Consider the following 24,482-nt stretch of genomic DNA (forward strand, 5'->3'; position numbering starts at 1 on the left):
AAGTAATTAATAATACAGGTAAATTATTGCATTTTAGATAAGATCTACCTTCCAATGAACATGTAAAATGATGTTATGAAAAGTTTCCCAATTTTTATTAATTTATTTCATAAGCCCGTATTGGTAATAGGAGGAGGTGACGTCGCTTTAAGAAAGATTGAAATGCTTCTTAAGGCCGACGCAAAAATTACTGTGATTGCTTCTAGCTTATGTAAAGAATTAAAGCACTATCAAAAGCTAAAAAAAATTCAGGTCAAAATAAAGTCTTTTGAGAGAAATGATTTAACCCATCCTGTGCTCGTTGTTGCAGCAACCGATAATAAAAAAGTTAATTTATTAGTGTCTAAAACTGCTCAAGCACTTAATATTCCAGTTAATGTAGTTGATGAGCCTTCGCTCTGTACTTTTACAATGGGATCAATCATAGATCGTTCACCATTATTGATTGCAATTTCCAGTGAAGGCAATGCGCCTGTTTTAGCCAAATTTGTTCGTGAAAAAATTGAAGCTTTGATTCCACATAGCTTTAGTAAGCTTGCTTCCGTCATGGGCTCTATGAGAGATAGTGTTAAAAATCGATATGAAACAACACAGTCAAGAAGAATTTTTTGGGAAAATTTTATTGATCATCCTTTAGTAAGACAGTTTCTAAATCAAACTAAGAAATTAAGTGCGCAGCAATTAATAGCTTTGGTAAAAAAGAATGAAATACAAAAGAAACAAGGGGAAGTTTTCTTGGTTGGAGGCGGACCGGGTGATCCGGATTTACTTACATTCAGAGCGCTTCATTTAATGCAGAGATCAGACGTATGCGTTTATGACAAATTGATTAGTAAGGATGTTTTGAATTTAGTGAGGCGTGATGCCGAGCTTATTTATGTTGGCAAAGAAAGAGATCGGCATACTGTGCCGCAAGAAAAAATTAATCAATTACTTGTGAAGTTAGCAAAAAAAGGTATGCGAGTTTTGCGTTTAAAAGGTGGCGATCCTTTTATTTTTGGTAGGGGTGGAGAAGAAATAGAAATGCTCATGGAACATAAAATTCCATTTCAAGTTGTACCTGGAATTACAGCAGCTAATGGTGTATCAAGTTACGCAGGCATTCCATTGACACATAGAGATTATGCGCAGTCATGCACGTTTGTTACAGGCCATATGAAAGATGAAAAGCTGACGCTCGAATGGGGTTCGTTAGCAAAGCCTAATCAAACAATAGTGGTTTATATGGGCCTTTTGGCGCTTTCGCAAATATGCAATCAACTTATTAAACATGGTGCTTCTAAAAATTTACCGATTGCAGTTGTAGAACAGGGGGCAACCTCAAGTCAAAAAGTTGTTACCGGCAGTCTTTTAAATATCGTTCAAAAAGTAAAAGGCGAAAAGTTAAAATCACCGTCACTCATTATTGTTGGTAATGTTGTTAAACTTCGAAGAAAATTAAATTGGTTTAATTAGCTTTCGCTTACTAAAGGCAAGGTGATTTTAACTTCAAGACCTTTTTTGGGTCGATTAGATATCGTAAGTTTTCCATCATGTGACTGAGTAATACGTTCTGCAATGGCAAGGCCCAGGCCGCAACCTTCGCTATTTCCCCTAGCTTCATCCATACGCTCAAAGGGCTTAAGAAGACGCTTAATTTCTTCGGGCGGTATCCCAGGACCGTCGTCTAAAATATTAATTGTAATGCTGTCCTTATTTTTTTTAAGCGTGATTAATACCTCCCCTTTTGAATAGGAGAAGGCATTATTGATTAAATTATCAAATAATCTTCTAAATGAAACAGGCCGGATGTCATAAAAAATAGGTATTTTAAGATTGCTCACTAAAACAATATTGTGATTGAGTATTTTGTGTTGTTCTTTTAAGTGACTAAAAAAATCATTTAAATTTGTTAAAATTTTACTTTCTTGATCAAAGCCACGAACGTAATCCATGAATTGATTAAGAATACTGTCTATTTCAGTTATATCTTCTTCCATGCTTTTTTTAAATTTGACAGCTATTTTTTCCGGAAGCATTTCGATAGCAATTCTAAGTCTCGTAAGAGGGGTTCTCACATCATGTGAGATACCTGCAAGAAGAAGTTTTCTTTCTTGTTCTACCTTATTAAGGCCTTCTGCCATTTCGTTAAATGTCTGACTCATGGCTTGAAATTCAGTCACACTATCTAAAGGGAGTTTTTTGGGAAACTCACCTTTTTTTAATTGCTCTGTGGCTTGAATTAAGAGATTCAAAGGCCGATTAATTCTTGTTGCAGTAGCGTATGCGCCAATGATTGAAAGGCCAGCAACAATAATGCCCCAACCAATCCAATGCCACGGAAAAGGCCTGTCACCCGGGGTAGGAATTACCACCCAAAATTCATCTTGATCAATAGAAAAGCTTACCCAAAGACCTGGGATGCCATAGTGATTGGTAATCACAATTGTATTTTCACCAAGCCTCTCTTTTAGTTTTCTTACAACAACTTGCAGGAAAGGATCTGGAGCAAGAGGTTCAATATCTTCGAAATAGTATGCAGGGTAAATTCTGATGTCGCCTTTTGTAGATAACTCTGACAAAAGCTCAAGTCTTTTATCTTCTCTTGATGATATAAGAGAAGCTCTAGTAAAATTAACCACGGTTTCAATTTCTTGAGCTACTGCTTCGGCTCTAGGGCCTCTTTCGAAATAATCAAATATGCGGATTGATACAATCTGCGCAATGATGAGCACGGTTGCGATAAGAATAAGAAATCTAGCAAGAAGTGTATTGGGAATAAATTTCAATGTGCAGTATCACCATCTGGAACGAAGATATATCCGAAGCCCCACATGGTCTGGAGAAATTTGGGGCTTGTATGATCTTCTTCTAGAATTTTTCTTAATCTTGAGATCTGAACATCGATACTTCTATCAAAAACATCAAGTTCACGCCCTTTTGCCAATTGCATAATTTGATCGCGAGACAAGGGCTGGCGGGGATGATCAATAAATACTTTTAATAATTCAAATTCACCAGATGTAATACTAATAGGAGCTCCGTTTTTTGTGAGGCTTCTTGTGTCTGAACTAAATATAAAAGGACCAAATGCTAAGTTTTCAGACGATGAGTTTTGGGTTTGTTTTAATTCATTTCGTCTTAATACAGCATTAATACGTGCCAAAAGCTCTCTAGGGTTAAATGGTTTTGATACATAATCATCTGCCCCCATTTCCAAGCCGACAATACGGTCAATTTCATCTCCTTTTGCCGTGAGAATGATAATAGGAGTGAAGTTTCCTGAACCTCTTAATCTTTGACATATAGCAAGTCCACTTTCTTCCGGCATCATAAGGTCTAGGATAATGAGGCTAACTTGGTGGTTAGCAATAAATAAATCCATTTCCTTGCCGCCATTGGCTGTATGGACATTCAAGCCTTGATCAATAAGATATTGACTTGTGAGATCTCTTATTTTTGGATCGTCATCAACAATTAAAATGGATGCTGGATTGATTGCCATGAGTTTAATTTAGATCAGTTAGTACGAAATGAACTTAATGTATCAGTTTACATCATAAGTAATTATGATCTATTGTTACAAATAGAAACAAATATGCATTTTTTTGTAATAAAGTATTTACATTTAAGCTTGAATATAACATTCCTTTCCAAATAAAAATCAATCAATTGCATAATTTTTTAAAACCTTTTTTATTTTGCTTTGCTGCGGCTTTTGGCCTCTCTTCAGAGGTATTAGCTGGAGCAAATAATCAAGCCCCAAAAGTAGAATCAGAAAACAATTCATCGGTTGCTGCCGAGCTTAATAAATTAAAAGAAAGTAGCGCTTTGTCACCAGAGGAACGGGCGAGAATTAGACGCGCACTTGCTGCCTATGCAAGATCCTCAGGTAAGGAAAGTACTCTTATTGAAGAGAAACAGAGGGAAATGTTAAAAGGCTTAGAGTCACGTTTTATTGCTTGTGATGAAGACAGCGATAATACCCTCGACCTTTCGGAAACGATAAAATGTTTACCTCAAGTGGCTCGTCAGTTTAATCGACTCGATCTCGACGAAAATGAAGTTATATCGTTAGATGAGCTTGCATTGTTGGCAAAAGAATTTCAAAAAAATCATTTAGATAGTAACAAACGTAAAAATAACCAAGCCTCATCAAGCACTAAAACACCCATATAAATTTACCCTTAGTGAATCTTCGTTAAAATAGATCGCTATGGCGCGTATAGAATTTCAATCTAGCTTTAAAAATATTAATCAAAAAGAATGGAATGATCTTACAAAATCAAATCCTTTTTTAAAGCTTGAATTTTTTCAATCACTTGAAGCATCCAATTCAATAGGGGAGAGCACAGGCTGGCATCCTTTTCCAGCAATTGTTACTCACGAAGGAAGGATCATTGGCGCTTCACCTATATTTTTAAAACAGCACTCTTACGGCGAATATGTATTTGATTGGTCTTGGGCGGAAGCCTACCAAAAATATGGCGAAAGCTATTATCCTAAAATTGTTTCATGTATACCATTTACCCCAGTTTCTGGACCTAGAGTTTTTGGATCAGATGCGTCAATTAAAAAAAATATAGTTGAGCAAATAGAAGAGTTAGCTTATGGAAATAAAATGTCATCAAGTCATATTTTATTTTGTGGTGAGAGCGAGGCAGATATATATCAAGATACAAAATGGATGCCAAGAGAAGGCGTGCAATTTAAGTGGCTTAACAAAAATTATAAAAATTTTGAAGAATTCCTATCTCAGCTTTCTCATGATAAGCGGAAAAAAATAAAACAAGAAAGAAAAAAAATTCAGGACTTAGGTCTTAAAATTAAAAAAGTAAAAGGCACAGAAATTACAGAATCAGATTTAGATTTTTTTTACACTTGTTACTGCAATACCTATCAAGAACATCATTCAAATCCATATCTCACAAGAAATTTTTTTAGCCTTATCAGAGAAAGCATGCCTGAGAATATATTGTTGATATTGGCATATGAAGGTGACATAGCTATTGCAGGATCATTCTTTATTTATGATGATAAAAATTTATATGGAAGATATTGGGGCTCAAAATCTTTTTATCCTGGATTGCATTTCGAGCTTTCATACTACCAAGGTCAGGAATTTTGTATTGAAAATGGGATGGTGGTATTCGAAGGCGGGGCGCAGGGAGAGCATAAACTAGCAAGAGGCTTTGAGCCATTCAATACATTCTCATATCACAGAATTTTTAATGAAAAATTTGAGTATGCAATCAAAGATTTTTTAAGAAGAGAAAAGAGCGGAATCGATAAATATACAAACGAACTTAATGAAAGAGCGCCATATAAGACTGATCTAAATCTTTAGAAAATGGTGGTGATGGAGAGACTTGAACTCTCGACCTCAGGATTATGAATCCTGCGCTCTAACCAGCTGAGCTACATCACCATTTATAAAACAAAATAAAGCGTTGAATTATATTTTTTAAAACACCTAAAGTCAAAGGCTGATATTAGACATTAAATCTAAAATGCATAACATCCCCATCTTGAACGATGTATTCCTTGCCTTCTAAACGCATTTTCCCGGCTTCTTTAGATTTTTGTTCGCCGTTGTAAGTAATGAAATCATTGTAAGAAATAACTTCAGCTCGAATAAAGCCTTTTTCAAAGTCGGTATGAATAACGCCTGCAGCCTCAGGTGCAGTTGCCCCTTTTTTTACGGTCCATGCCCTAACTTCTTTAACACCTGCAGTGAAGTAAGTTTGTAATCCTAATAAGGCATAAGCTGATCTAATTACCCTATCAAGACCTGGCTCTTCTAATCCGAGCTCGCTTAAGAATATAGCCTTATCTTCATCTTCTAAATCAGCAATCTCTGCTTCAATCTTTGCACAGATAGAAATAACAGGAAGATTTTCTTTTTCACCTAAAGCCTTAAGTAAGTCGAGTATAGGGTTATTAGTAAAGCCTGTTTCATTGACATTGGCTACAAACATGACAGGCTTAACCGTAATTAAACATAAAGGTTTGATGAGTTTTAGTTCATCCTCGTCTAGATTTAAATTTTTAACCAATTTTCCTTGGTCAAGATGAGCTGAAATTTTTGTCAGAATTGATACAAGCTGAATAGCTTCTTTATCGCCAGATTTTGCTTTTTTATTTTCACGCTGCAGTGTTTTATCTACAGTTTCCATATCGGCTAAGATAAGCTCTGTATTAATGACTTCAATATCAGAAAGAGGGTCTACCTTTCCAGAGACATGAACAATGTTATCGTCTTGGAAGCAACGAACCACATGGACAATAGCGTCAGTTTCTCTAATATTTGCTAAAAATTTATTACCAAGACCTTCGCCTTTAGATGCGCCAGCCACAAGGCCTGCAATATCAACAAATTCAACTATAGCTGGTTGGGTTTTTTCTGGATTAACAATAGCTACGAGCTTTTCAATTCTAGGATCCGGTACTTCTACAATTCCAATATTGGGCTCGATGGTGCAGAAAGGATAATTTTCTGCAGCAATACTAGCTTTAGTAATCGCATTGAATAGCGTTGATTTTCCAACGTTAGGTAATCCAACAATTCCACATTTCATAATTTATTTTCTTTATTTATTGGTATGAAGATTGAGCATCGCTTTTTCAAATTGACCCGAACCAATTTCATTAAAAAGTTGAATGCTTCTTTCTATAGATTCATCAATGAGATCTCTCTCTTTGGATGAAGGATTTTTTAATACATAATCTACAACTAAATGTTTCTCGCCTGGGTGGCCAATCCCAATTTTCAAGCGCCAAAAATCTTGGGAACCAATACAAGCAAAGATACTTTTGAGTCCATTATGCCCTCCGTGACTACCACCAAATTTTAGTTTGGCCTGTCCGACATCTATATCAAGATCGTCATGAATAACCAGAATTTCATTTGGGTTTATTTTGTAAAATTTTGCAATTGCTGCAAGTGCTTTGCCACTATCATTCATAAATGTATTGGGCTTTGCGACATAAAATTCTTCTGCATTAGAAGATTTTCCAATGCTTGAAAAAAATTTATCACTATTTTGCAAATTGATATTCTGTTGATGAGCAACAAGATCAATCCACCAGAATCCTGCATTATGTCTGGTATCGGAATATTTTTCGCCAGGATTTCCAAGACCTATAAATAATTTAATTTGGCTCATATGAAAAAATAAGGCGCACTTGATTTTAAAAAGTGCGCCTTATTCATGTCAATGTTAAATTACTTAGCTTTATCTGATTTAGCGTCATCAGCTGTTGCTGCATCAGCCGCTTTAGCGCCTTCAGCTGCTGGAGCTGCTCCATCAGGAGCGCCTTCAGCAGGTTTAGCAACTTCTTCAACCACAGCTCTTGGTTTGGCAACAGAAGCAACTGCTGCGTCGTTACCATGTGCAAGTTGAACAAATTCCACACCATCAGGCATTTTAATTTCTGATAAATGGATTGATTGGCCAATATCAATTGTCGCCAAATCAACTTCAATAAATTCAGGAAGATTTTTTGGTAAGCAAGAAATATTTGCTTCAGTCATGATATGCGAAACAATACCACCGTTAAGTTTAACGCCCGGAGAAACTTCAGCATTAATAAAGTGGAATGGCACTTTGACGTGAATTTTTTCATTCTCATTAACGCGTTGAAAATCAATATGCTGAATTGTATTTCTTACAGGGTGCATTTGATAATCTCTTAATAAGACAGACTCTTTGTTGCCCTCTAAATTAAGCGTTAAGATTGAAGCATGAAATGCCTCATGTCTAAATTGTAAAAATAAAGACTTTTGTTCAAGGTCAAGGGAGATTGGCTCTTTGCCACCACCGTATAAAACTCCAGGAACGCTTCCAGCGTGGCGAAGACGGCGGCTCGCACCCGTACCTTTCACAACACGTTTTGTTGCACTAATTTCAATTTTCATTTACTACTCCTTAATTTAATTCTGCATTCCGCGACCAGACTGCAGCAGTTTATTGGCCAACATGACCAAATGTTTTTATTCCATAAAAAGAGAACTTACGGAATCGCCTTGGCTTATTCGACGAATCGTTTCGGCCAAGAGTTCAGCAACGCTTAGTTGCCTAATTTTTTTACATGCCATTGCCGCCTTACTGAGCGGAATGGTATTTGTTACAACTAATTCATCCAATTCAGAATCTGTAATAATTTTTGCGGCGTCTCCTGAGAGAATCGGGTGCGTTGCATAAGCCACCACTTTAAGAGCGCCATCCTTTTTTAGAGCAGCAGCAGCTTCGCATAGTGTATTTGCAGTATCAACCATGTCATCAATAATGACGCAAGTTCTGTTTTCCACTTCGCCAATAATATTCATCACTTTAGACACGTTGGGCTTGGGTCTACGTTTGTCAATAATTGCAAGATCTGAACCTAATTGTTTAGCGCACGCTCTAGCTCTTACAACGCCGCCTACATCAGGTGAAACCACTACAAGATTTTTATGGTTTTGTTCAAGTAAATCTTTAAGAAGAACGGGTGTAGCATAAATATTATCTACGGGAATATCAAAAAATCCCTGAATTTGGTCGGAGTGAAGATCCATAGTAAGGAGTCTATTTACACCAACACTTGTCAGCATGTTTGCGACAACTTTTGCAGTAATAGCAACTCGAGCAGATCTTGGTCTTCTATCTTGTCTTGAATAACCAAGATAGGGAATTGCTGCAGTAATTCTTGATGCAGACGACCTTCTTAAAGCGTCTACAATCACCATAACTTCCATTAAATTATCGTTGGTAGGATGGCTTGTAGACTGAAGAACAAAAACATCTCTACCACGAACATTCTCAAGAAGTTCGACCATAACTTCGCCATCACTAAAACGGCCTACGTCTGCACGTCCGAGATGAATACCTAAATTCCCAGCCACTTGCTCAGCAAGTAGAGGGTTGGCATTTCCCGTAAAGATCATGACGCTATTATTATCCAAAGTCTTGGTCCTGGTTATGAGCGGTCTATTTAAAAATGGCAGGGGAGGAAGGATTCGAACCTTCGCATGCTGGAATCAAAATCCAGTGCCTTAACCAGCTTGGCGACTCCCCTATGGTTGTTACGTTTCCACCATTAAATTCAAATGCGGGTGGCTATCTAATCCTCTAACTATAAAGCCTATTGTGTCTTGAGGCTTTTTTTCTAAAATTTCTTTGCCAATATCCTTCGTATTTAAAGGGATAAAGATGCATGATCCTGAACCCGTTATTTTTGCCTGGCCAAATTGGTTTAACCAATCAAATGCAACGGAAATGCCTTTAAATTTTTTTAAGACTCCTTTTTCTAAGTCGTTAGCCAAATTTTTGAGGTCCAATTCATCGGAAAAGCCTGCTATTTTCAATGGAATCCGGTCTTTTGTCAATTCAAGTGACTCAAAAACCTCCCTTGTAGAAACTGTCTCATTCGGTGCTATCACAAGGTAATATCGCATAGCGATAGAGAAAGGTGTGAGTTTTTCGCCTATACCTTCAGCCCAAGCATTTTGGCCAAAAACAAAGAAAGGGACATCAGCCCCTAATTTAAGGGCTAATTCTTGGAGCTCTTTTTGACTCAGATGGCATTGCCATAGGGCATTTAAGGCAATAAGTGTCGCAGCAGCATCTGAACTTCCGCCACCAAGACCACCCCCCATCGGAATATTTTTTTTAATAAAAATATCTGCTCCCGACTGATTCTCACAAAAAGGCTTTAATATTTGAGCCGCTTTGATTGTTAAATCATCATATTCCTGAATCCCGTGATGATCGGAAATGCGACGTACATTCCCAGATGTATTTGTTTTAATAAAAATATGATCATAAAGGCTAATAAGCTGGAAAACTGTTTGGATGTTGTGATAGCCATCAGTTCGCTTGTTAACGACATGAAGAAATAGATTTAATTTAGCAGGCGCTAAAAATTCCTTAAACCCCATACCTATCAGTTCATTTGCCTGCAATGTTAATAATCTCTTCTACAATAAAATTAAAATTGAATGTACCTTGGGATATTGATATTTTCGATGGAATAGTCAGTTTGTCTTGCGTCTTAAATGCATTAATTACAATCTTCCATTCATCGTTATAAAAATGCGTAGCTCGATTCAATTGATTATCTTCTTTGTGCAAATCTTTAATCCGCTCAATATGATTTGTAATAAGATGTCTAAACAAGTCCGGTGAGATATTTTTTCCGAATAAGGCTTGTATGTAATGATCAAAATCATCACCAGATAAAACTTTTCCATTACTATCAATAATTTTTTTTTCATTAGCTGAGTAAATGATTTTTGCTACCTGATTATTGAAAGGTGTAAAGATATCAATTTCATCTTGATTGTTTTCATAGCGCCAAATAAGTCGACCCGAACCACCCTTAGAGTCAACAGAATAGGAGAACTTAGCTTTTATAGAAAATTCTTCAATGAACAGATTTTCATTCATTGCTTGAGGCGTCTCAATTGAAGGCGCATGAGATTTAAACATCTCAAATGGATCGTTTAAAGTTGCGCATGCAGAAAGAAAAAAAGTTGCTAAAAAAGTTAGAGCATATTTAAAATTCAATTGATGGCCAACTCTTGAAAATTAATGAAGTCTTTTGAAGGTTTCTTTTAAAATTTCATTATCAGGAAATGATTGAAGTGAAAGATCCCAGATATCATTTGCTTCCTTCTTTCTTCCTTGGGCCCATAAAATCTCACCTAGGTGTGCGGCGATTTCAGGATCAGGTTGCACGTCGTATGCTTTTTGAATAAATGAAAGTGCTGAATCTAGTTTACCCAATCTATAATAGAGCCAGCCCATGCTATCTAAAATATAATGATTATTAGGCGAAATTGATAAAGCAACTTCAATATATTTTTTAGCATCTTCTAAATTGATATTACGATCCGCGTATGAATATCCAAGAGCATTGTATGCAACAGCATAATCAGGTTTGATTTTAATAGCCTCTCTTAAAAGCTTTTCCATTAAGTCATATTTATTTAATTTGTCGGCAAGAAGCGCATAATCAAATTTAAATTCAGGTGAATGAGGGAAGTTCGATGCCTCATTTTGCATAATTTGAAATGCCTCTTGGTGGCGATTAGCTCTGGTGAGAAATGATGCCTTTGATTGAATGAGGGTTAATTTTTCATCAGGCGAATTTGCGTTGAGTTTGTCTAAAAAACGCAAAGCTTTGTCAACGGATTCTTTTTTTGCAATGATTTCAGCCGTGATTAGTTTTGATTCAATAAAGCGAGGCCCATTGTTAATTTTATTGAGCCAAGTAATTGCTGCTTCGCTTTGATTTTTTTTGTCTGCTATCTTCGCAAGATAGACGAATATTTGATCTTTGTCTTTGGGATTTCTTTTTAAGCTTTGCAGGAAATATTTTTCCGCAAGATCGTAATCTTCAAGCTCTATTGACAATAGACCCACAGCGACTGTAATTTCTGCTGAACTATTAGCAGTATTTACAAGCTTGATAAATTCAGTTTTTGCTTCATTAAACTTTCGACCATTAGTGAGTAATTTTGCATATTCCAGTCTTACTTCGCTTGATTTAGGATATTTGTTTAAAAAATCACTAAAAAAAGCAAGGGCTCTCTCAGGATTTTCTTGGGCTAAGATCTGCCCTTTGAATAAAATAGGCATTTCCCAATCTGGCTTAATTTGATTTATAGAGGCTAGTTCTTTTTCATATGTTTTTTGATCTTTGTTTAACCAGGCAGCGTGAGCCACAGCAAAATGTGCCTCAGCTAATTTGGGATAAGGCTGAGCTAAATCTGCGACAAGAGCCAATACGGCTTTTTTATCCGACACTCTCGAGAACAGACTATTTAAATACAAAAAACCACCTGCTCTTGTTTTTTCTTTAAGTAAAAGTTTTTGAAGAATTGGCTTGGCCTCATTGAGTTTATTATTTGCTATAAGAATCTCACTGAGCACTTGTTGTGCATCAATAGAGTCTTTATTAAGCTCATTCCAAATTTTAGAAGCTTCTAAAGCTATTACGCCATTTCTTGTATAGCTAGTCAGTCTCGTAGCCCGTTCGGCTAAAAGTGCATTATCTGTTTGCTTTGCTAAATCTAAAAAAAGTTCGCTAGCAAGATTAAGTTCGCCACGCTGAGAGGCAATTTCAGCCAGTAAGAGCTTAAAAACAAGATCGGGATTGGTATAATTGTCAATAGAGCCAGATGGATCAGGTTTAGCATTAGCAAGCACGCCAAAGGATAGAAGAGTAAAAAGTGAAAATATTCGAAGCAGATGCATAAAGTTTCCTGAGATTTGATTTCTACAATATTTTAAACTAATTTGACTAATTATTAGTCCGATAACAATGATGCGACGGTTAATAAACCAAAACAATATTTTTAATATGTATAATCTATGATTCATTTTTTCAATAAAAATTCAAAAAAACATCTATGTCGAATTTAACCCTAGAAGCTATTGAGCTGACACGTCTTTTTGGTGGCCGTGAGGCTGTTAAAAATGTAAGTTTTCATCTAGAAAAGGGCGAAGTTTTAGGCTTTTTGGGCCCAAATGGCGCTGGCAAATCTACTACCATGCGTATGCTCACGGGTAATTTGGCTCCTTCGATTGGTACGGTAAAAATTTGTGGTATCGACATGATCGAAAACCCTAAAGAAGCAAAAGCATTGATTGGCTATTTGCCTGAAATGCGACCTTTATATAAAGAACTTACGGTTGACGAGTTTTTAACTATTGCTGCTCGTCTTCACAAGGTGCCTAGTAAGCAAATTAAAAAAGCTGTAGATATTGCAAAAGAAAAATGCGGTTTAAGTCACATGAGCAAGCGATTAATTGAAAACTTATCGAACGGATATCAGCAGCGTGTAGCCATTGCTCAAGCTATTATTCATAATCCATTAGTTGTTATTCTAGACGAGCCAACAGTAGGTCTTGACCCGATTCAAATTAGAGAAATTAGATCTCTTATTCGGGAAATAGGTCAAAAGCATAGCGTTATTTTGTCCACACATATTCTTCCTGAAGTTGAGATGGTTTGTGATCGTGTGCAGATTATTGATAAAGGTAATTTAGTATTTCATGGCTCTATTGACGAATTAAAACAACATCGACAAGGAAATAAACTTTTAGCAGGTTTTTCAAAAGCACCTCCTTTGTCAGCGCTGAAAGATATTGAAGGTGTGACTAAGGTTGAAAAAGTTGAGGCAGATATGTATCGCATACATTTTAAAAACAAACAATCACCGTCAGAAGCTATCGTGAAGCTGTCAGTGAAAAATCGTTGGGGGCTTTATCAAATTGCTCCTGATCAAACAAGCCTTGAAGATGTTTTTGTACAATTAACTGAAAAGAAACAAAAAAATTAAACACATATGAGTGGTAACCAAAAATGATTTTAAATATTGCAAGAAAAGAACTTAAAAGTTTGTTCGCGTCCCCGATGGGATGGATTATTCTCGCGCTTCTTATGATGGCATTTGGAAGTTATTACCTTACAGGTGTTAACAATTACTTTGAGGTAATGTCAGGTGCTATTAGGCCTGCTGAGCGTGTGGGCGTCACTATATTTGTTGGGCAAACAGTTTATAGTATTGCTTCTTTTATTATGCTTTTCGCAGTTCCTCTTCTTACAATGCGACTTATTAGCGAAGAAAGACGAAGTCAAACCTTACCATTTTTATTCAGCGCACCCATTTCGCTTACTGAAATAGTTCTGGGAAAATTTGTAGGCTTAATTGTTTTTTTAAGTATTCTTGTTTTTTATATTTTTCTTATGCTCACAACACTTAATATTTGGGCAGATATAGATTTTGGTTATCTCATTGCTAACTCGATAGGCCTTTGGTTGCTTGTAGCGAGTTTTTCAGCGCTCGGTATTTATTTTTCAAGCTTAACTCAACAACCTATTATTGCTGCAATATTAAGTTTTATTTCTCTTTTTGCATTAATGATTATGGAACGTTTTTTTGCAAGCGATCCTAATCATTGGTTCTCTTACTTATCACTTATGAAGCATTTTCAAAGCTTTTCAAGAGGCCTTATTGATAGCTCAGATTTAATGTATTTCTTTTTATTTATATCAACATTTTTAACATTAACGATTAGACGTCTCGACGCTGACAGGCTTCGTGGATAAATATTTATGAAAATTAATTCAAAATTAAGATTACAAATTCTCATTCAGAATAGTTTTTTTGTTGTTCTATTTATTGTTTTAGTATTTCTTTTGGGTTTTCTTGCAAATCAATATAAATATTCAAAAGATATTACACAAGCCAATCGAAATACGCTCACCACTGGAAGCATCAATGTCCTTAAACAAATGAAAGGACCAATTTCACTAACCGTGTTTGCATCTAAAGATGATGTTAATAATGGAGATACGTTTAGACAGGGCATTATTAATTTCATGACCAGGTATCAAAGAACTAAGCCTGATATCAATATTAAATTTATTAGCCCTATAGAAGAACCAAAATTAGCGCAAGAAATGGGAATTAAGGTAGATGGTGAAGTTGTAGTTGAGTATCAAAAAAGATCAGAGCACATCAATCCTCCTTTTGCCGAGCAGGAGATGACCAATCTTTTTATGCGTTTATCTAGAACCAATCAGCAAGCTGTTATGTATTTAGATGGTCACGGCGAAAGAAATTTAATTGGACTTAAAAACAATGACGTAGGCGAATTCGGTAAGCAATTAGAATCCAAGGGCTTTAAATTTGCCAATCCAAACCTTGCTGTTGAATCAGAAGTGCCCTTAAATGGTTCAATGCTAGTAATTGCTAGCCCACAAAAAAATATTTCAGCTGTAGAAGCTAAAAAAATTAAAAAATTCCTAGAATCTGGTGGAAATTTACTTTGGCTTCTTGATGATAATAACTTTCATGGCTTGGAAGAGGTGGCTTCATATCTTGGACTCACTGTTTCAAATGAACATGTAGTAGATCCAACAGCAAAAGTTGAGGGTGCTGATGAAAATGTATCCTTCGCATCCTCCTATGGCGTACATGCAATCACTAAAAACTTTATGCTAAGAACGCTCTTTTCGAACGCGCATGAAGTAAGCGCTAAAGGCACGTTAGATAATGGATGGGAAGTTAGTAAACTTATCGAGGTTTCTCCAAATGGTTGGTTAGAGTCTTCACAATCAAAAGCGAATCAAAAATCAACTTTTGATAAGAATAATGACAAACCAGGCCCCATTAATATTGCAGTCGCTCTCCAGAGGACTTATGGTAAAAAAGGTCAAAGAGTAGTTGTAGTTGGCAATGGAAATTTCTTATCTAATACATTCATTACGACAGGTGGTAATTTAGATCTTGGCATTAATATGATCAATTGGTTGTCAGGAGACGATAATTTAATCTCTATTCAGCCCATGCCCTTGAAAGATGTGAATGTAACTATTCCAAATGATAACACTTCCGTCTTGGTCGCCTGGACAGTATTCCATAGCTTCCAGTATTTCATCCCAATCATTATTTTTGTTTTAGGCATTTTTTTCTGGTTTAAGCGCAGAAAAGCTTAGTATAGAAACATGAAAAATCGTTGGCTAATTAATATTATTTTGCTTGTGATCGTTTTATCGATTTCTCTTTTTTTAGCTCTTAAACCCCCACAAAAAAAACAAACAAAACAATTTGAAGTCAGCGCTTTTAATTTAAGTGATTTTGATGCTCTTAAGATTGATTTTCCTTCTAGGGCATCTGTTGTTATTAAAAAAAATAATGAAGCCTGGGATATGCTTGAGCCGATCAAAGGTCGCGCAGATCAATTTTCAGTTCAAAAAATTATTTCTATCGTGGCAACATCTAGTAGTGAAAAATTACCATCAAATGACCTGCCTAAATATGGCTTAGATAAGCCTATCGTTAAATTAAAACTTCAACATAAGGGTGCAGAAGAAGAGTTTATTTTTGGTACATATAATTCCGTCACGGAAGATCAATATCTTTTATATAAAAATAACGTATATCTTATCAGTGGTTCTTATTCAGAGGCCGCATCTACTCAGCCTATAGAGCTTATTGATAAATCACCTCTAAGTAGAACAGAGCAAGTTAAAGAATTTGATTTTTCTCGACTTGAGCAATGGCAACCTAAACGCTTAAAAGTATCACGCAGTAATAACGAATGGAAAGCCAATGAGGGCAACTCACTTAAACAAGACGAGATGGCTGAATGGTTTGATATGACTTGGGTTAAAAATCCTGCAAGATCAGTAGAAAAATATCCTTTAGATTTAAGAATACCATACAAGAGTTTTGATGTTCGCACTGAAGGCGGTAAAAAAATTACTTTTTTACGAGTGCAAGAATCTCCTGAAACTCAACTATTTAGGGTTGATGAGGGTTTGCTCTATCATTTCGGTAGTGATATTGGGTTTACGATGATGAATCCACCGATTGAGCAGCCTAAAAAATAAATTTATTTATGCCGGAACTTCCTGAGGTTGAGATTACCTGTATGGGACTTCAGCCCATACTTAAAAAATCTATCAAAGATATTATTGTTAGAAACCCTTCTCTAAGATGGCCAGTTCCGTCGCATTTAAAAAAAACACTTCCTAACAAAAAAATATTAAATATTAAAAGACGTGCCAAATATATTCTTATTCAATTTGAGAATGGGCATCTAATGATTCATTTAGGCATGTCCGGACGACTTGAAATTTTAAGGAAAGATATTTCCCCGCATAAGCACGATCATGTGGATATTCAATTTCACAACACAAAGAATATTTTAAGATATACAGACCCTAGAAGATTTGGCTCCATACTTTGGGTAGAGAATGATATTAGCCAGCATTTTTTGATATCAAAATTAGGCCCCGAGCCCTTGGAAAAATTATTTACTGAAAAATATTTATTTTTAAAAATACAAAATAAAAAAACTACTATAAAAAATATTATTATGGATAGCCATATTGTTGTAGGAGTTGGAAATATTTACGCGAGCGAATCATTATTTAAAGCTGGTGTACTTCCAAGCAGAATAGCTCAGGACGTCACATTAAGTGAATGTAAGAAGATCGTAAAATATATCAAAGAAACACTACATAAAGCTATCGAATTAGGAGGCAGTTCACTTAGAGATTTTTATAATGTGAACGGACAGTCCGGGTACTTTCAACAAACATATGCAGTGTATGGAAGAAAAGGGAAAGCCTGTCGCAAGTGCAGATCAACCATTGAATCAATAATTATTGCGCAGCGATCAAGCTTTTTTTGCCCTAAATGCCAAACTTAATTATTGATTTTATCTGCTTCCTTTATGATTTTAGGAAGCAAAGAACCTACTATCATCCCAATAATGCTATTACCCAAGCCTATAAGTTGTGCAGGTATTGGTGCATGGTTACCGAGAAAAATTTCAGCAAATAACCAAGATCCTATTCCTCCAATAATAGCCAATAAAGCTCCTTGACTATTTGCTTTTTTCCAAAATGCACCAAACACAAGCGGGACAAATGCGCCCGCAAGTGTAATTTTATAAGCTGACTCAACCATTTTAAAAATTGATAGATTTGAACTGAGTGCATAAAGTAAAACAATAGAAGAAAAACATACAAGTGTAATTCTCATAATTTTAAGTAAATGCTTATCGCTAATTTTTGGAAAATACCCTTTTACAATATTTTCTGCAAAAGTAATGGAAGGTGCTAAAAGTGTAGCTGATGAACAACTCATAATAGCTGATAAAACTGCTCCAAAGAATATTACCTGAGCAAATAAAGGCATGTAATTAAGTACAAGCATTGGTAAAACGTGTTGTGAATTTCTATTTACAAGACCATTAAAATATTCTGCGTCAATTAAAGTTGCTGAGTAAGCAATAAACATTGGTACAAATGTGAATGTAAAATAAATTAATGCTCCGAGTATCGAGCCGTATAAGGCAATTTTTGCATTTTTCGCAGATGTAACTCGTTGAAATACATCTTGTTGAGGAACTGATCCCAGCATCATAGTAATCCATGTCCCAAAAAAAGTGATCCATGTCCAAATATCACCTTTAGGGAAAAAATCTAGTTTATGATTAATGGCAGCACTTTCAATTACAGGACTAATTCCGCCCGTTAATTGAGAAATCGCATTTGCAATATAAAGAAGCCCACCAATAACCACGATCATTTGAATAAAATCTAAAATAGCCACAGACAACATACCGCCAAATGTGGTGAAAGTAAGTACAATTAATGTACCAATAATCATACCCATTTGCTCGCTAATAAATTGATCTGTAATTATATTAAATATCAAACCAAGCGCCTTAATCTGTGCTGCCACCCATCCTAAGTACGAAATAACAATAGCGATAGTCGTTAAAACCTCAATGGTTCTGTTGTATCTGGCTTTATAGAAGTCACCTAAGGTGATGATATTTAATTTGTATAATTTAGAGGAAAAAAATAAGCCGGCAATAATCAAACAAAGACTTGAGCCAAAGGGATCAGCTACAACACCATTTAATCCTTCTTTAACGAAAGTTGATGAAACGCCAAAAATGGCTTCTGCGCCAAACCATGTAGCAAAGACGGTTGCAGTAACTACAGGAAGCGGAAGGTGGCGACCTGCCACGGCATAATCTTTAGTATTCTTAACGCGAGAAGAAACAAAGATGCCGATTCCAATAGTAACTAATAGATATAGAGATACAAACCAGATAAGCAATTACTGCTTCCTTAATTTATTTAATAAAATAAAACAAGATCACTAAATTTACCAATAAAGTAATTCCAATGAAAGTGATTATGATTTTAAACCAACGAGTTTGATTCCTCTGAGACTTTAAGAAGCTTTCAAAGTCATCTTTTGTCATTACGTTTTTATTTTGTGAATTACTTTTTTCGAGAAATTCATGAATGAGTCTAGGTAATTTAGGCGTGAGATGAAGCCAATGAGGAAATTCATTTTTTAAGCTTTTAATAATATGTTTAATACCTTTTTGTTCCGACATATATTTTTTTAAAAATGGGGCAGCTGTTTCCCATAAGTCTAAATCAGGATCTAGGTTTCTACCAAGACCTTCTACATTTAAAAGTGTTTTTTGGAGCATTGTTAGTTGGGGTTGAATTTCCATATTAAAACGTCTAGAGGTTTGAAATAATCTAATGAGCAAACGTCCAAACGAAATTTCTTTTAAGGGTTTATTAAATATAGGCTCACATACCGAACGAATAGCATTTTCAAATTCATCAATAGAAGTATCCTTAGGGACCCATCCAGACTCGATATGAGCCAGAGCCACATCATGATAATCACGCTTAAAAAAAGCTAAAAAATTACGTGCTAAATAGTTCTTATCGTTCTCACTTAAAGAGCCCATAATTCCAAAATCCATAGCAATATAGCGTCCATCATCAGCCACTTGAATATTGCCAGGATGCATATCTGCATGAAAAAAACTATCCCTAAATACTTGGGTAAAAAATATCTCTACACCATTGCGAGCAAGATCTTTGATGTTAATTTTTTTCTTACGAAGTGTTTCGACATGACTGATTGGTGTTCCATGCATTCTTTCCATCACCATCACGTCTTCATTGCAAAAATCCCAATAAACTTCTGGTACGATAAGTAATTTTTTATCTTTGAAATTTTCACCTAAGCGACTGCAATTTGCTGCATCTAACATAAGATTTAATTCGCTCTGCACATGCTTATAAAATTCAGCAACCACTTCTCTGGGTCTTAGGCGCTTTCCATCAGACCAGATTAATTCTAGTAAGCGAGCGATAAGATATAAAAGCTTAATGTCTTTATCGATGACGTGCTTGATATTGGGCCTTAATATTTTGACTGCAACATCTTTACCGTCATGGAGTGTTGCAAAATGAACTTGTGCTACTGATGCGCTTGCTATTGGCTTAGTATCGAAAGATTTAAAAATCTTATCTAGTGACTTGCCATACGAGCCCGTAATAATTTTTTCGGCATCTTTATATGGAAAAGGAGGTACTTGATCTTGGAGCAAAGCTAATTCATCAGCAATGTCCAAGGGAATGAGATCTCTTCTAGTAGATAACAGTTGGCCGAACTTAACAAAGATAGGACCTAAATTTTCAAGCGCAAGCCTAAGTCTTGTTCCTCTATTTTTATTATGTGGCCTAAAGAAAAAGATTATTGAGATAAAGCGAGCAAGAAGATTGAGCTTTCGATTGAATATAATAAACTCCTCAAGGCGATACTTAAGGAGTATGTAGATAATGTAAATAAGCCTAATATATTTCATAGTTTTTGAAGTCTTTGCTCTAAGCGATCAACATCAAATCGCAAGGTATCAACTTCTTTATTGAATTGATCAACCAGTCTTTTTTTTGCAATAAGTGGTTTTTCTTCGAGCCAATATTCTTTGAAGGTATCTGCGATATTGAATGATGTTTCTTTTGTGGTTTTAAGGATTTTTTTTCCTAGTTTTACAAGATGATAAGCTGGAATATCACCAATCACTTCACTTAAATCGTCTTCATAGTCCCATTCAATATCTTTTAATGCGCTACTTATTACTGTTGCAAAATCTATATCACCTTTAATTTCAATATTTGCTTTTTTATTACCGCGCATCAGCTCTAAAGCTGATGATATAGATAATTTAATTTCTGCATCATAATTATCAATATACTCCTTGTATTCTGGAATACCGTCTTCATTCACCCTGAATGCATAATGAATCGGACCAACAACGAATAAAATAGATTTTGATTTATGTTTGGAAAAGTCTTTTTTTAACCATTCATTTTGTTGAAATAAATGATTAGTAAGATTTCTTTTTATAGTGTCAATGATCAAAATTTGTATCCCATGTGAATTGCGACGACGCCCGAGGATAAATTAAGGTACTCCACTTTAGAGAATGACTCTTCCTCCATCATTTTTTTTAATAATTCCTGGTCAGGATGCATTCTTATAGATTCAACAAGATATTGATAGCTTGATTCATCTTTGGCAAATAATTTGCCTAACTTTGGTAATAATTTAAACGAGAATTGATCATAAAAAAATTGTAATGGTTTCCATATTTTTGAAAATTCTAGAATTAAAATTTTTCCCCCTGGAGATAAAACTCGATAAATTTCTTTCAGTGCCTTCTTTTTATCTGTCATATTACGAATGCCGAAACCAATAGTGACACAATCAAAATAGTTATCCGGAAATGGAAGGGATTCAGCATCGCATAAGATGGAAGGTATAAAGATACCTTGATCAATTAATTTATCACGGCCAATATTTAACATAGATAAATTGATATCTGAATGAATCATTTGACCTTTAAAGTTGGCTGATTGCACCCCAATTTTTTTTGCAAGAAGAATAGATAGGTCTGCAGTTCCTCCAGCAATATCTAGAATACGAGCATCCTTCTTGATGTTAGATGTATTCACAAGAAATTTTTTCCAAATATGGTGCATACCAAATGACATCAGATCATTCATTAGGTCATAATTTGAAGCGACAGAATGAAATACAGAGGCTACTTTGCCTGCTTTTTGTGATGCATCTATTTCACTATAACCAAAATGTGTTTTTTTATTAGCCATCCGTTTTTGTTCTTTGAATACCAGCATTTGATAATTTTTTTATATACTCTTCCCAAAGCACTTCATAGGTTGCAGCAAGCTCATATAGATAATCCCATGTATAGATGCCTGTATTATGACCATCTGAAAATACTAATTTGACTGCATACTGACCGACTGGCTCAATACTTTCTATGCTGACATTTTCCTTATGTGTTTGAAGTATTTCTTGGCCTGGTCCATGACCTTTTACTTCAGCTGATGGTGAATGTACTCGAAGAAATTCGCAGGAAAGCATACATTCAGTTAGGTTGCTAAATTTTATTTCTAATAGCTTGGATGCTTGATGAAGCTTAATTTCTAAGGGGTATATTTTAGCGTTACTTATTGTCACTTTATGGAGAAGCCTAAAAAAACTATTTTATCGGAGTTCTTTTGGCTTTTTTGGTAAATTTAAAAAATTAATGACTGGAAGACAACATCAATAATTTAATTTTTTTCATAGCTGCTTGCTCGATTTGTCGAATTCTTTCAGCTGATACACCAAGTTTATCTGCAAGTTCATGAAGTGTTGAGGCGTCTTTATCTTTTAACCATCTTTCTTCTAGGATAAGACGGCTTCTTTCATCAAGCGATGAAAGTGCTTTACTAAGGGACGATAAACTATTTCCTTCAGATTGATCTAGCTCCATTTTTTCTGAAGGTTCTGGCGCTTCATCTTTAAGATAAGCAATGGGCCTGAAGACATCATCTTCTGATTCTTCTGAACCATAATCTAATGAAATTTCGTTACCATTAAAACGATACTCCATTTCACGAACATCCTCGGGTTTAACATTGAGCTCTTTAGCGATCGAATTGATCTCATCAGACTTAAGAGGCTGTAGAGTTTTTTTCATACTTCGTAAATTAAAAAATAATTTACGCTGAGCCTTTGTTGTTGCTGTTTTAACTAAACGCCAATTTTTAACGATGTATTCCTGAATTTCTGCTTTAATCCAGTAGATTGCAAAAGACACTAGTCTTACACCTCTCTCAGGGTCAAATCGCTTTACAGCTTTCATAAGGCCAATATTGCCTTCTTGAACTAAGTCTGATTGAGGAAGTCCATATCCGGCATAGCCCTTAGCCACTTTAGCTACTAGCTTTAAGTGAGACAAAATCAGTGTTTTAGCTGCCTCAAGGTCGTTTGATTTTTTAAGACGCATACCAAGTTCTATCTCTTCTTCGGCAGTAAGAGAGGGAATGGCTCTAATGGATTGCATATAGCGATCGTAACTATCTATAGAGCCTAATGCAGGTAAGCTTAGATCCAAAGTCATCTTAATAAAATCCTTTGTAAAAACTACATTAAAAAGCGTAATTTTAGCACTCTTCATTAGAGAGTGCTAGTTTAATAAAGTTCCCTAAATTTTAAATTAACCTAATAAATACAATAGGTTAAGTAGTCATTAATTTTTTAATGGATTGATTAATCGAGATAAAAGAAGCCGCGACAGCAATCAGAATTGAGCTGCCAACAATAGATAAGTACTGTAGAAGAGTTAAATCAATAATAATAAATTGGGTCCCATAAAGAGCCTCAACCTCAACCACAGTTTGATTTAAGAATATTACAATCAATTTGAGGCTGAGAGCAGCAGTTAATCCGCCCCCTAAACCATAAATAAACCCACTGTACAAAAAAGGTCTTCTTATGAATTGATTTGTAGCACCAATTAATTTACTCAATTCAATTTCTTCGTGGTGCGAAGTCATTTGAAGGCGAATAGTATTACCAATGACCATTGTGAGCATAGAGGCCAATAAAATTGATGCTAAAAAAATAGCTTTATTTGCTAAATGGAGCAAAGAGTTTAATTTTTTAACCCAACCCGTATCAACAACCACTTGATCTACCCCCTCAAGTCTATCCAGAGATGATTTTAAAATCACAATTTGATTTGGATTGACGCTATTAGGCGAAACAAAAAAAGCATCAGGTAATGGATTGTCTGAGAGTCCATTATTTGATTCGTTAAAGCCCATTGATTTTTGAAGTTTAGGCCAAGCCTCCTCTTTTTTAACATAATGATAATTATTAATTTCAATTCGACTTTTTAACTCTTTTTCGATTTTGTTTTTCGCATCTGCTGAAATATCTTTTTTAAGAAAAATAGTAATTTGAGATTCATGCTGAATAGTTTCAGAAATCGATTTTAAATTTTGTACTACCAGGAAAGATATACTCGGCAAAATCAATGTAACACCTATAACCAAGAACATCATAAGAGTAGAAAGCATTGATGCGTGACTGCGCTGAAGCGCTTTCAGTAGTATTTGATAATGAGAAACGAAGTAATTCATCTATTGGTCAGTAATCTTTATAAGATTGCCTTCTTGTAAGTAAAGTTGCTTATGTTTTTTCGAAGTAGTTGGTATTTCATGTGTTGCGATAATCACAGTCACACCTAGATCCTGAAAGTTATAAAAAAGATCCATAATTTCATCTGCATATTTCTTATCTAAATTTCCTGTGGGCTCATCCGCAAGTAAAATCGAAGGCCTACAAGCAATGGCTCTTGCAATTGCTAGACGCTGTTGTTCGCCACCTGACAAGCTAATAGGCATTGATTTTTCCCGATTAAGCAATCCCACTTTGTCTAGAGCTGCTCGAACACGACCTCTAACATCATTTATGCTCACCTCATTAATCTCCAAAGCAAGTGCAATATTTTCATAACAATTACGATCATATAGAAGTTTATGATCTTGAAAAACTAACCCAAATTTCCTTCTTATATAAGGAATGGCAGCACTTTTTATTTGACTTAAATTTTGATTTTCAAAAATAATTGTCCCGTGTGTAGGAGGTTCAATCGCTGTAATTAATTTTAATAATGTTGATTTTCCTGCCCCTGAAGGACCTGTTACAAAAATAAGTTCACCAGCATTAATTTCAAAAGTAATGTTTTGTAATGCCTCTAAATTTCCGGGGTATCTTTTGTGGACCTGATCAAATTTAATCATTAATAAAAACCGAT

25 protein-coding genes and 2 tRNA genes are annotated in these 24,482 nt (G+C 35.4%); 8 read left to right on the forward strand and 19 right to left on the reverse strand.

Annotation, left to right across the window (positions count from 1 at the left end):
* Window positions 1-75 precede the first annotated feature (75 nt).
* Window positions 76-1,455 (forward strand): siroheme synthase CysG, encoded by a 1,380-nt coding sequence (gene cysG / locus FIT61_RS01795; protein WP_139882853.1) that lies wholly within the window; start codon window positions 76-78, stop codon window positions 1,453-1,455.
* Here the strand turns inward: cysG and FIT61_RS01800 are convergent.
* Window positions 1,452-2,768 carry an ATP-binding protein gene (locus tag FIT61_RS01800; protein ID WP_139882855.1) on the reverse strand — a complete coding sequence of 439 codons (1,317 nt, stop codon included), beginning with the start codon at window positions 2,766-2,768 and terminating at the stop codon, window positions 1,452-1,454. The genes cysG and FIT61_RS01800 overlap by 4 nt on opposite strands.
* On the reverse strand, window positions 2,765-3,484 hold the full coding sequence (locus FIT61_RS01805; protein WP_139882857.1) for a response regulator: 720 nt from the start codon (window positions 3,482-3,484) through the stop codon (window positions 2,765-2,767). The genes FIT61_RS01800 and FIT61_RS01805 overlap by 4 nt, the downstream gene beginning before the upstream one ends.
* 167 nt (window positions 3,485-3,651) lie before the next feature.
* Here FIT61_RS01805 and FIT61_RS01810 point away from each other — a divergent pair, with 167 nt between their 5' ends.
* A complete protein-coding gene (locus FIT61_RS01810) occupies window positions 3,652-4,158 on the forward strand; it encodes an EF-hand domain-containing protein (RefSeq protein WP_139882859.1) in 507 nt (168 codons plus the stop codon).
* 37 nt (window positions 4,159-4,195) lie between these two features.
* Complete coding sequence (locus tag FIT61_RS01815; RefSeq protein WP_139882861.1) at window positions 4,196-5,326, forward strand: GNAT family N-acetyltransferase; 1,131 nt, start codon at window positions 4,196-4,198, stop codon at window positions 5,324-5,326.
* A gap of 4 nt (window positions 5,327-5,330) precedes the next feature.
* Here FIT61_RS01815 and FIT61_RS01820 read toward each other — a convergent pair.
* From FIT61_RS01820 to FIT61_RS01860, 9 genes are all read right to left on the reverse strand, one after another.
* Window positions 5,331-5,407, reverse strand: a tRNA-Met gene (locus tag FIT61_RS01820).
* Window positions 5,408-5,471: 64 nt separating this feature from the next.
* Window positions 5,472-6,557, reverse strand: coding sequence for a redox-regulated ATPase YchF (ychF, locus tag FIT61_RS01825; RefSeq protein ID WP_139882862.1), 1,086 nt, complete (start codon window positions 6,555-6,557; stop codon window positions 5,472-5,474).
* A 12-nt stretch (window positions 6,558-6,569) separates the two neighbouring features.
* Complete coding sequence (gene pth, locus FIT61_RS01830; RefSeq protein WP_139882864.1) at window positions 6,570-7,145, reverse strand: aminoacyl-tRNA hydrolase; 576 nt, start codon at window positions 7,143-7,145, stop codon at window positions 6,570-6,572.
* 59 nt (window positions 7,146-7,204) lie between these two features.
* Window positions 7,205-7,897, reverse strand: a complete 693-nt coding sequence (locus FIT61_RS01835) for a 50S ribosomal protein L25/general stress protein Ctc (RefSeq protein WP_139882866.1) — start codon at window positions 7,895-7,897, stop codon at window positions 7,205-7,207.
* 75 nt (window positions 7,898-7,972) lie between these two features.
* A complete protein-coding gene (locus FIT61_RS01840) occupies window positions 7,973-8,905 on the reverse strand; it encodes a ribose-phosphate pyrophosphokinase (RefSeq protein WP_139873150.1) in 933 nt (310 codons plus the stop codon).
* A 54-nt stretch (window positions 8,906-8,959) separates the two neighbouring features.
* A tRNA-Gln gene (locus tag FIT61_RS01845) sits at window positions 8,960-9,036 on the reverse strand.
* A 7-nt stretch (window positions 9,037-9,043) separates the two neighbouring features.
* Window positions 9,044-9,898: a 4-(cytidine 5'-diphospho)-2-C-methyl-D-erythritol kinase gene (ispE, locus tag FIT61_RS01850; RefSeq protein WP_139882868.1), complete on the reverse strand. Its 855-nt coding sequence runs from the start codon at window positions 9,896-9,898 to the stop codon at window positions 9,044-9,046.
* A 10-nt stretch (window positions 9,899-9,908) separates the two neighbouring features.
* Window positions 9,909-10,526, reverse strand: coding sequence for an outer membrane lipoprotein LolB (locus tag FIT61_RS01855; RefSeq protein ID WP_139882870.1), 618 nt, complete (start codon window positions 10,524-10,526; stop codon window positions 9,909-9,911).
* Window positions 10,527-10,547: 21 nt separating this feature from the next.
* Window positions 10,548-12,218 carry a tetratricopeptide repeat protein gene (locus tag FIT61_RS01860; RefSeq protein ID WP_187351817.1) on the reverse strand — a complete coding sequence of 557 codons (1,671 nt, stop codon included), beginning with the start codon at window positions 12,216-12,218 and terminating at the stop codon, window positions 10,548-10,550.
* A gap of 155 nt (window positions 12,219-12,373) precedes the next feature.
* Between FIT61_RS01860 and FIT61_RS01865 the strand changes: the two genes are divergently transcribed.
* Genes FIT61_RS01865 through mutM form a run of 5 tightly spaced genes read left to right on the forward strand, consistent with a single transcriptional unit; the run spans window position 12,374 to window position 17,189 of the window.
* Window positions 12,374-13,306 carry an ABC transporter ATP-binding protein gene (locus tag FIT61_RS01865; protein WP_139882873.1) on the forward strand — a complete coding sequence of 311 codons (933 nt, stop codon included), beginning with the start codon at window positions 12,374-12,376 and terminating at the stop codon, window positions 13,304-13,306.
* 23 nt (window positions 13,307-13,329) lie between these two features.
* A complete protein-coding gene (locus FIT61_RS01870; protein ID WP_139882875.1) occupies window positions 13,330-14,076 on the forward strand; it encodes an ABC transporter permease in 747 nt (248 codons plus the stop codon).
* A 6-nt stretch (window positions 14,077-14,082) separates the two neighbouring features.
* On the forward strand, window positions 14,083-15,468 hold the full coding sequence (locus tag FIT61_RS01875) for a GldG family protein (RefSeq protein WP_139882877.1): 1,386 nt from the start codon (window positions 14,083-14,085) through the stop codon (window positions 15,466-15,468).
* 9 nt (window positions 15,469-15,477) lie between these two features.
* Window positions 15,478-16,365 (forward strand): DUF4340 domain-containing protein, encoded by an 888-nt coding sequence (locus FIT61_RS01880; protein ID WP_139882879.1) that lies wholly within the window; start codon window positions 15,478-15,480, stop codon window positions 16,363-16,365.
* 8 nt (window positions 16,366-16,373) lie between these two features.
* On the forward strand, window positions 16,374-17,189 hold the full coding sequence (mutM, locus tag FIT61_RS01885; RefSeq protein ID WP_139882881.1) for a bifunctional DNA-formamidopyrimidine glycosylase/DNA-(apurinic or apyrimidinic site) lyase: 816 nt from the start codon (window positions 16,374-16,376) through the stop codon (window positions 17,187-17,189).
* On the opposite strand, the gene FIT61_RS01890 is transcribed toward mutM, so the two are convergent.
* The 8 genes from FIT61_RS01890 to ftsE all read right to left on the reverse strand — a co-directional run bounded on the left by FIT61_RS01890 (window position 17,186) and on the right by ftsE (window position 24,468).
* Entirely contained in the window at window positions 17,186-18,613 is a 1,428-nt protein-coding gene (locus FIT61_RS01890) for a high affinity choline transporter 1 (protein WP_139882883.1), read from the reverse strand. The two genes, mutM and FIT61_RS01890, sit on opposite strands and share 4 nt — an antisense overlap.
* Window positions 18,614-18,629: 16 nt before the next feature.
* Window positions 18,630-20,174 carry a ubiquinone biosynthesis regulatory protein kinase UbiB gene (ubiB, locus tag FIT61_RS01895; RefSeq protein ID WP_139882884.1) on the reverse strand — a complete coding sequence of 515 codons (1,545 nt, stop codon included), beginning with the start codon at window positions 20,172-20,174 and terminating at the stop codon, window positions 18,630-18,632.
* Window positions 20,171-20,731: a ubiquinone biosynthesis accessory factor UbiJ gene (locus FIT61_RS01900; RefSeq protein WP_139873161.1), complete on the reverse strand. Its 561-nt coding sequence runs from the start codon at window positions 20,729-20,731 to the stop codon at window positions 20,171-20,173. Before FIT61_RS01900 ends, ubiB begins: the two co-directional genes overlap by 4 nt.
* Entirely contained in the window at window positions 20,728-21,480 is a 753-nt protein-coding gene (locus FIT61_RS01905) for a class I SAM-dependent methyltransferase (protein WP_139873162.1), read from the reverse strand. Before FIT61_RS01905 ends, FIT61_RS01900 begins: the two co-directional genes overlap by 4 nt.
* A complete protein-coding gene (locus FIT61_RS01910; protein WP_420886459.1) occupies window positions 21,473-21,853 on the reverse strand; it encodes a gamma-butyrobetaine hydroxylase family protein in 381 nt (126 codons plus the stop codon). The genes FIT61_RS01905 and FIT61_RS01910 overlap by 8 nt, the downstream gene beginning before the upstream one ends.
* 67 nt (window positions 21,854-21,920) lie before the next feature.
* Complete coding sequence (gene rpoH / locus FIT61_RS01915) at window positions 21,921-22,781, reverse strand: RNA polymerase sigma factor RpoH (protein ID WP_139882886.1); 861 nt, start codon at window positions 22,779-22,781, stop codon at window positions 21,921-21,923.
* Between the two features lie 118 nt (window positions 22,782-22,899).
* Window positions 22,900-23,805: a permease-like cell division protein FtsX gene (gene ftsX, locus FIT61_RS01920; RefSeq protein WP_139882888.1), complete on the reverse strand. Its 906-nt coding sequence runs from the start codon at window positions 23,803-23,805 to the stop codon at window positions 22,900-22,902.
* Window positions 23,806-24,468: a cell division ATP-binding protein FtsE gene (gene ftsE / locus FIT61_RS01925; RefSeq protein ID WP_139873165.1), complete on the reverse strand. Its 663-nt coding sequence runs from the start codon at window positions 24,466-24,468 to the stop codon at window positions 23,806-23,808.
* Between the last annotated feature and the right edge of the window lie 14 nt (window positions 24,469-24,482).

The organism is Candidatus Methylopumilus rimovensis (assembly GCF_006364615.1).
GTDB lineage: Bacteria > Pseudomonadota > Gammaproteobacteria > Burkholderiales > Methylophilaceae > Methylopumilus > Methylopumilus rimovensis.

What these genes read in the sequence shown, in the direction of transcription:
- pth (WP_139882864.1), bottom strand. Translation starts at nt 7,145, where the DNA reads ATGAGCCAAATTAAATTATTTATAGGTCTTGGAAATCCTGGCGAAAAA.
- FIT61_RS01835 (WP_139882866.1), bottom strand. Translation starts at nt 7,897, where the DNA reads ATGAAAATTGAAATTAGTGCAACAAAACGTGTTGTGAAAGGTACGGGT.
- ftsX (WP_139882888.1), bottom strand. Translation starts at nt 23,805, where the DNA reads ATGAATTACTTCGTTTCTCATTATCAAATACTACTGAAAGCGCTTCAG.
- FIT61_RS01840 (WP_139873150.1), bottom strand. Translation starts at nt 8,905, where the DNA reads ATGATCTTTACGGGAAATGCCAACCCTCTACTTGCTGAGCAAGTGGCT.
- FIT61_RS01870 (WP_139882875.1), top strand. Translation starts at nt 13,330, where the DNA reads ATGATTTTAAATATTGCAAGAAAAGAACTTAAAAGTTTGTTCGCGTCC.
- FIT61_RS01875 (WP_139882877.1), top strand. Translation starts at nt 14,083, where the DNA reads ATGAAAATTAATTCAAAATTAAGATTACAAATTCTCATTCAGAATAGT.
- cysG (WP_139882853.1), top strand. Translation starts at nt 76, where the DNA reads ATGAAAAGTTTCCCAATTTTTATTAATTTATTTCATAAGCCCGTATTG.
- ftsE (WP_139873165.1), bottom strand. Translation starts at nt 24,468, where the DNA reads ATGATTAAATTTGATCAGGTCCACAAAAGATACCCCGGAAATTTAGAG.
- ubiB (WP_139882884.1), bottom strand. Translation starts at nt 20,174, where the DNA reads ATGAAATATATTAGGCTTATTTACATTATCTACATACTCCTTAAGTAT.
- FIT61_RS01880 (WP_139882879.1), top strand. Translation starts at nt 15,478, where the DNA reads ATGAAAAATCGTTGGCTAATTAATATTATTTTGCTTGTGATCGTTTTA.
- ychF (WP_139882862.1), bottom strand. Translation starts at nt 6,557, where the DNA reads ATGAAATGTGGAATTGTTGGATTACCTAACGTTGGAAAATCAACGCTA.
- ispE (WP_139882868.1), bottom strand. Translation starts at nt 9,898, where the DNA reads ATGGGGTTTAAGGAATTTTTAGCGCCTGCTAAATTAAATCTATTTCTT.
- FIT61_RS01865 (WP_139882873.1), top strand. Translation starts at nt 12,374, where the DNA reads ATGTCGAATTTAACCCTAGAAGCTATTGAGCTGACACGTCTTTTTGGT.
- FIT61_RS01805 (WP_139882857.1), bottom strand. Translation starts at nt 3,484, where the DNA reads ATGGCAATCAATCCAGCATCCATTTTAATTGTTGATGACGATCCAAAA.
- FIT61_RS01815 (WP_139882861.1), top strand. Translation starts at nt 4,196, where the DNA reads ATGGCGCGTATAGAATTTCAATCTAGCTTTAAAAATATTAATCAAAAA.
- FIT61_RS01860 (WP_187351817.1), bottom strand. Translation starts at nt 12,218, where the DNA reads ATGCATCTGCTTCGAATATTTTCACTTTTTACTCTTCTATCCTTTGGC.
- rpoH (WP_139882886.1), bottom strand. Translation starts at nt 22,781, where the DNA reads ATGACTTTGGATCTAAGCTTACCTGCATTAGGCTCTATAGATAGTTAC.
- mutM (WP_139882881.1), top strand. Translation starts at nt 16,374, where the DNA reads ATGCCGGAACTTCCTGAGGTTGAGATTACCTGTATGGGACTTCAGCCC.
- FIT61_RS01905 (WP_139873162.1), bottom strand. Translation starts at nt 21,480, where the DNA reads ATGGCTAATAAAAAAACACATTTTGGTTATAGTGAAATAGATGCATCA.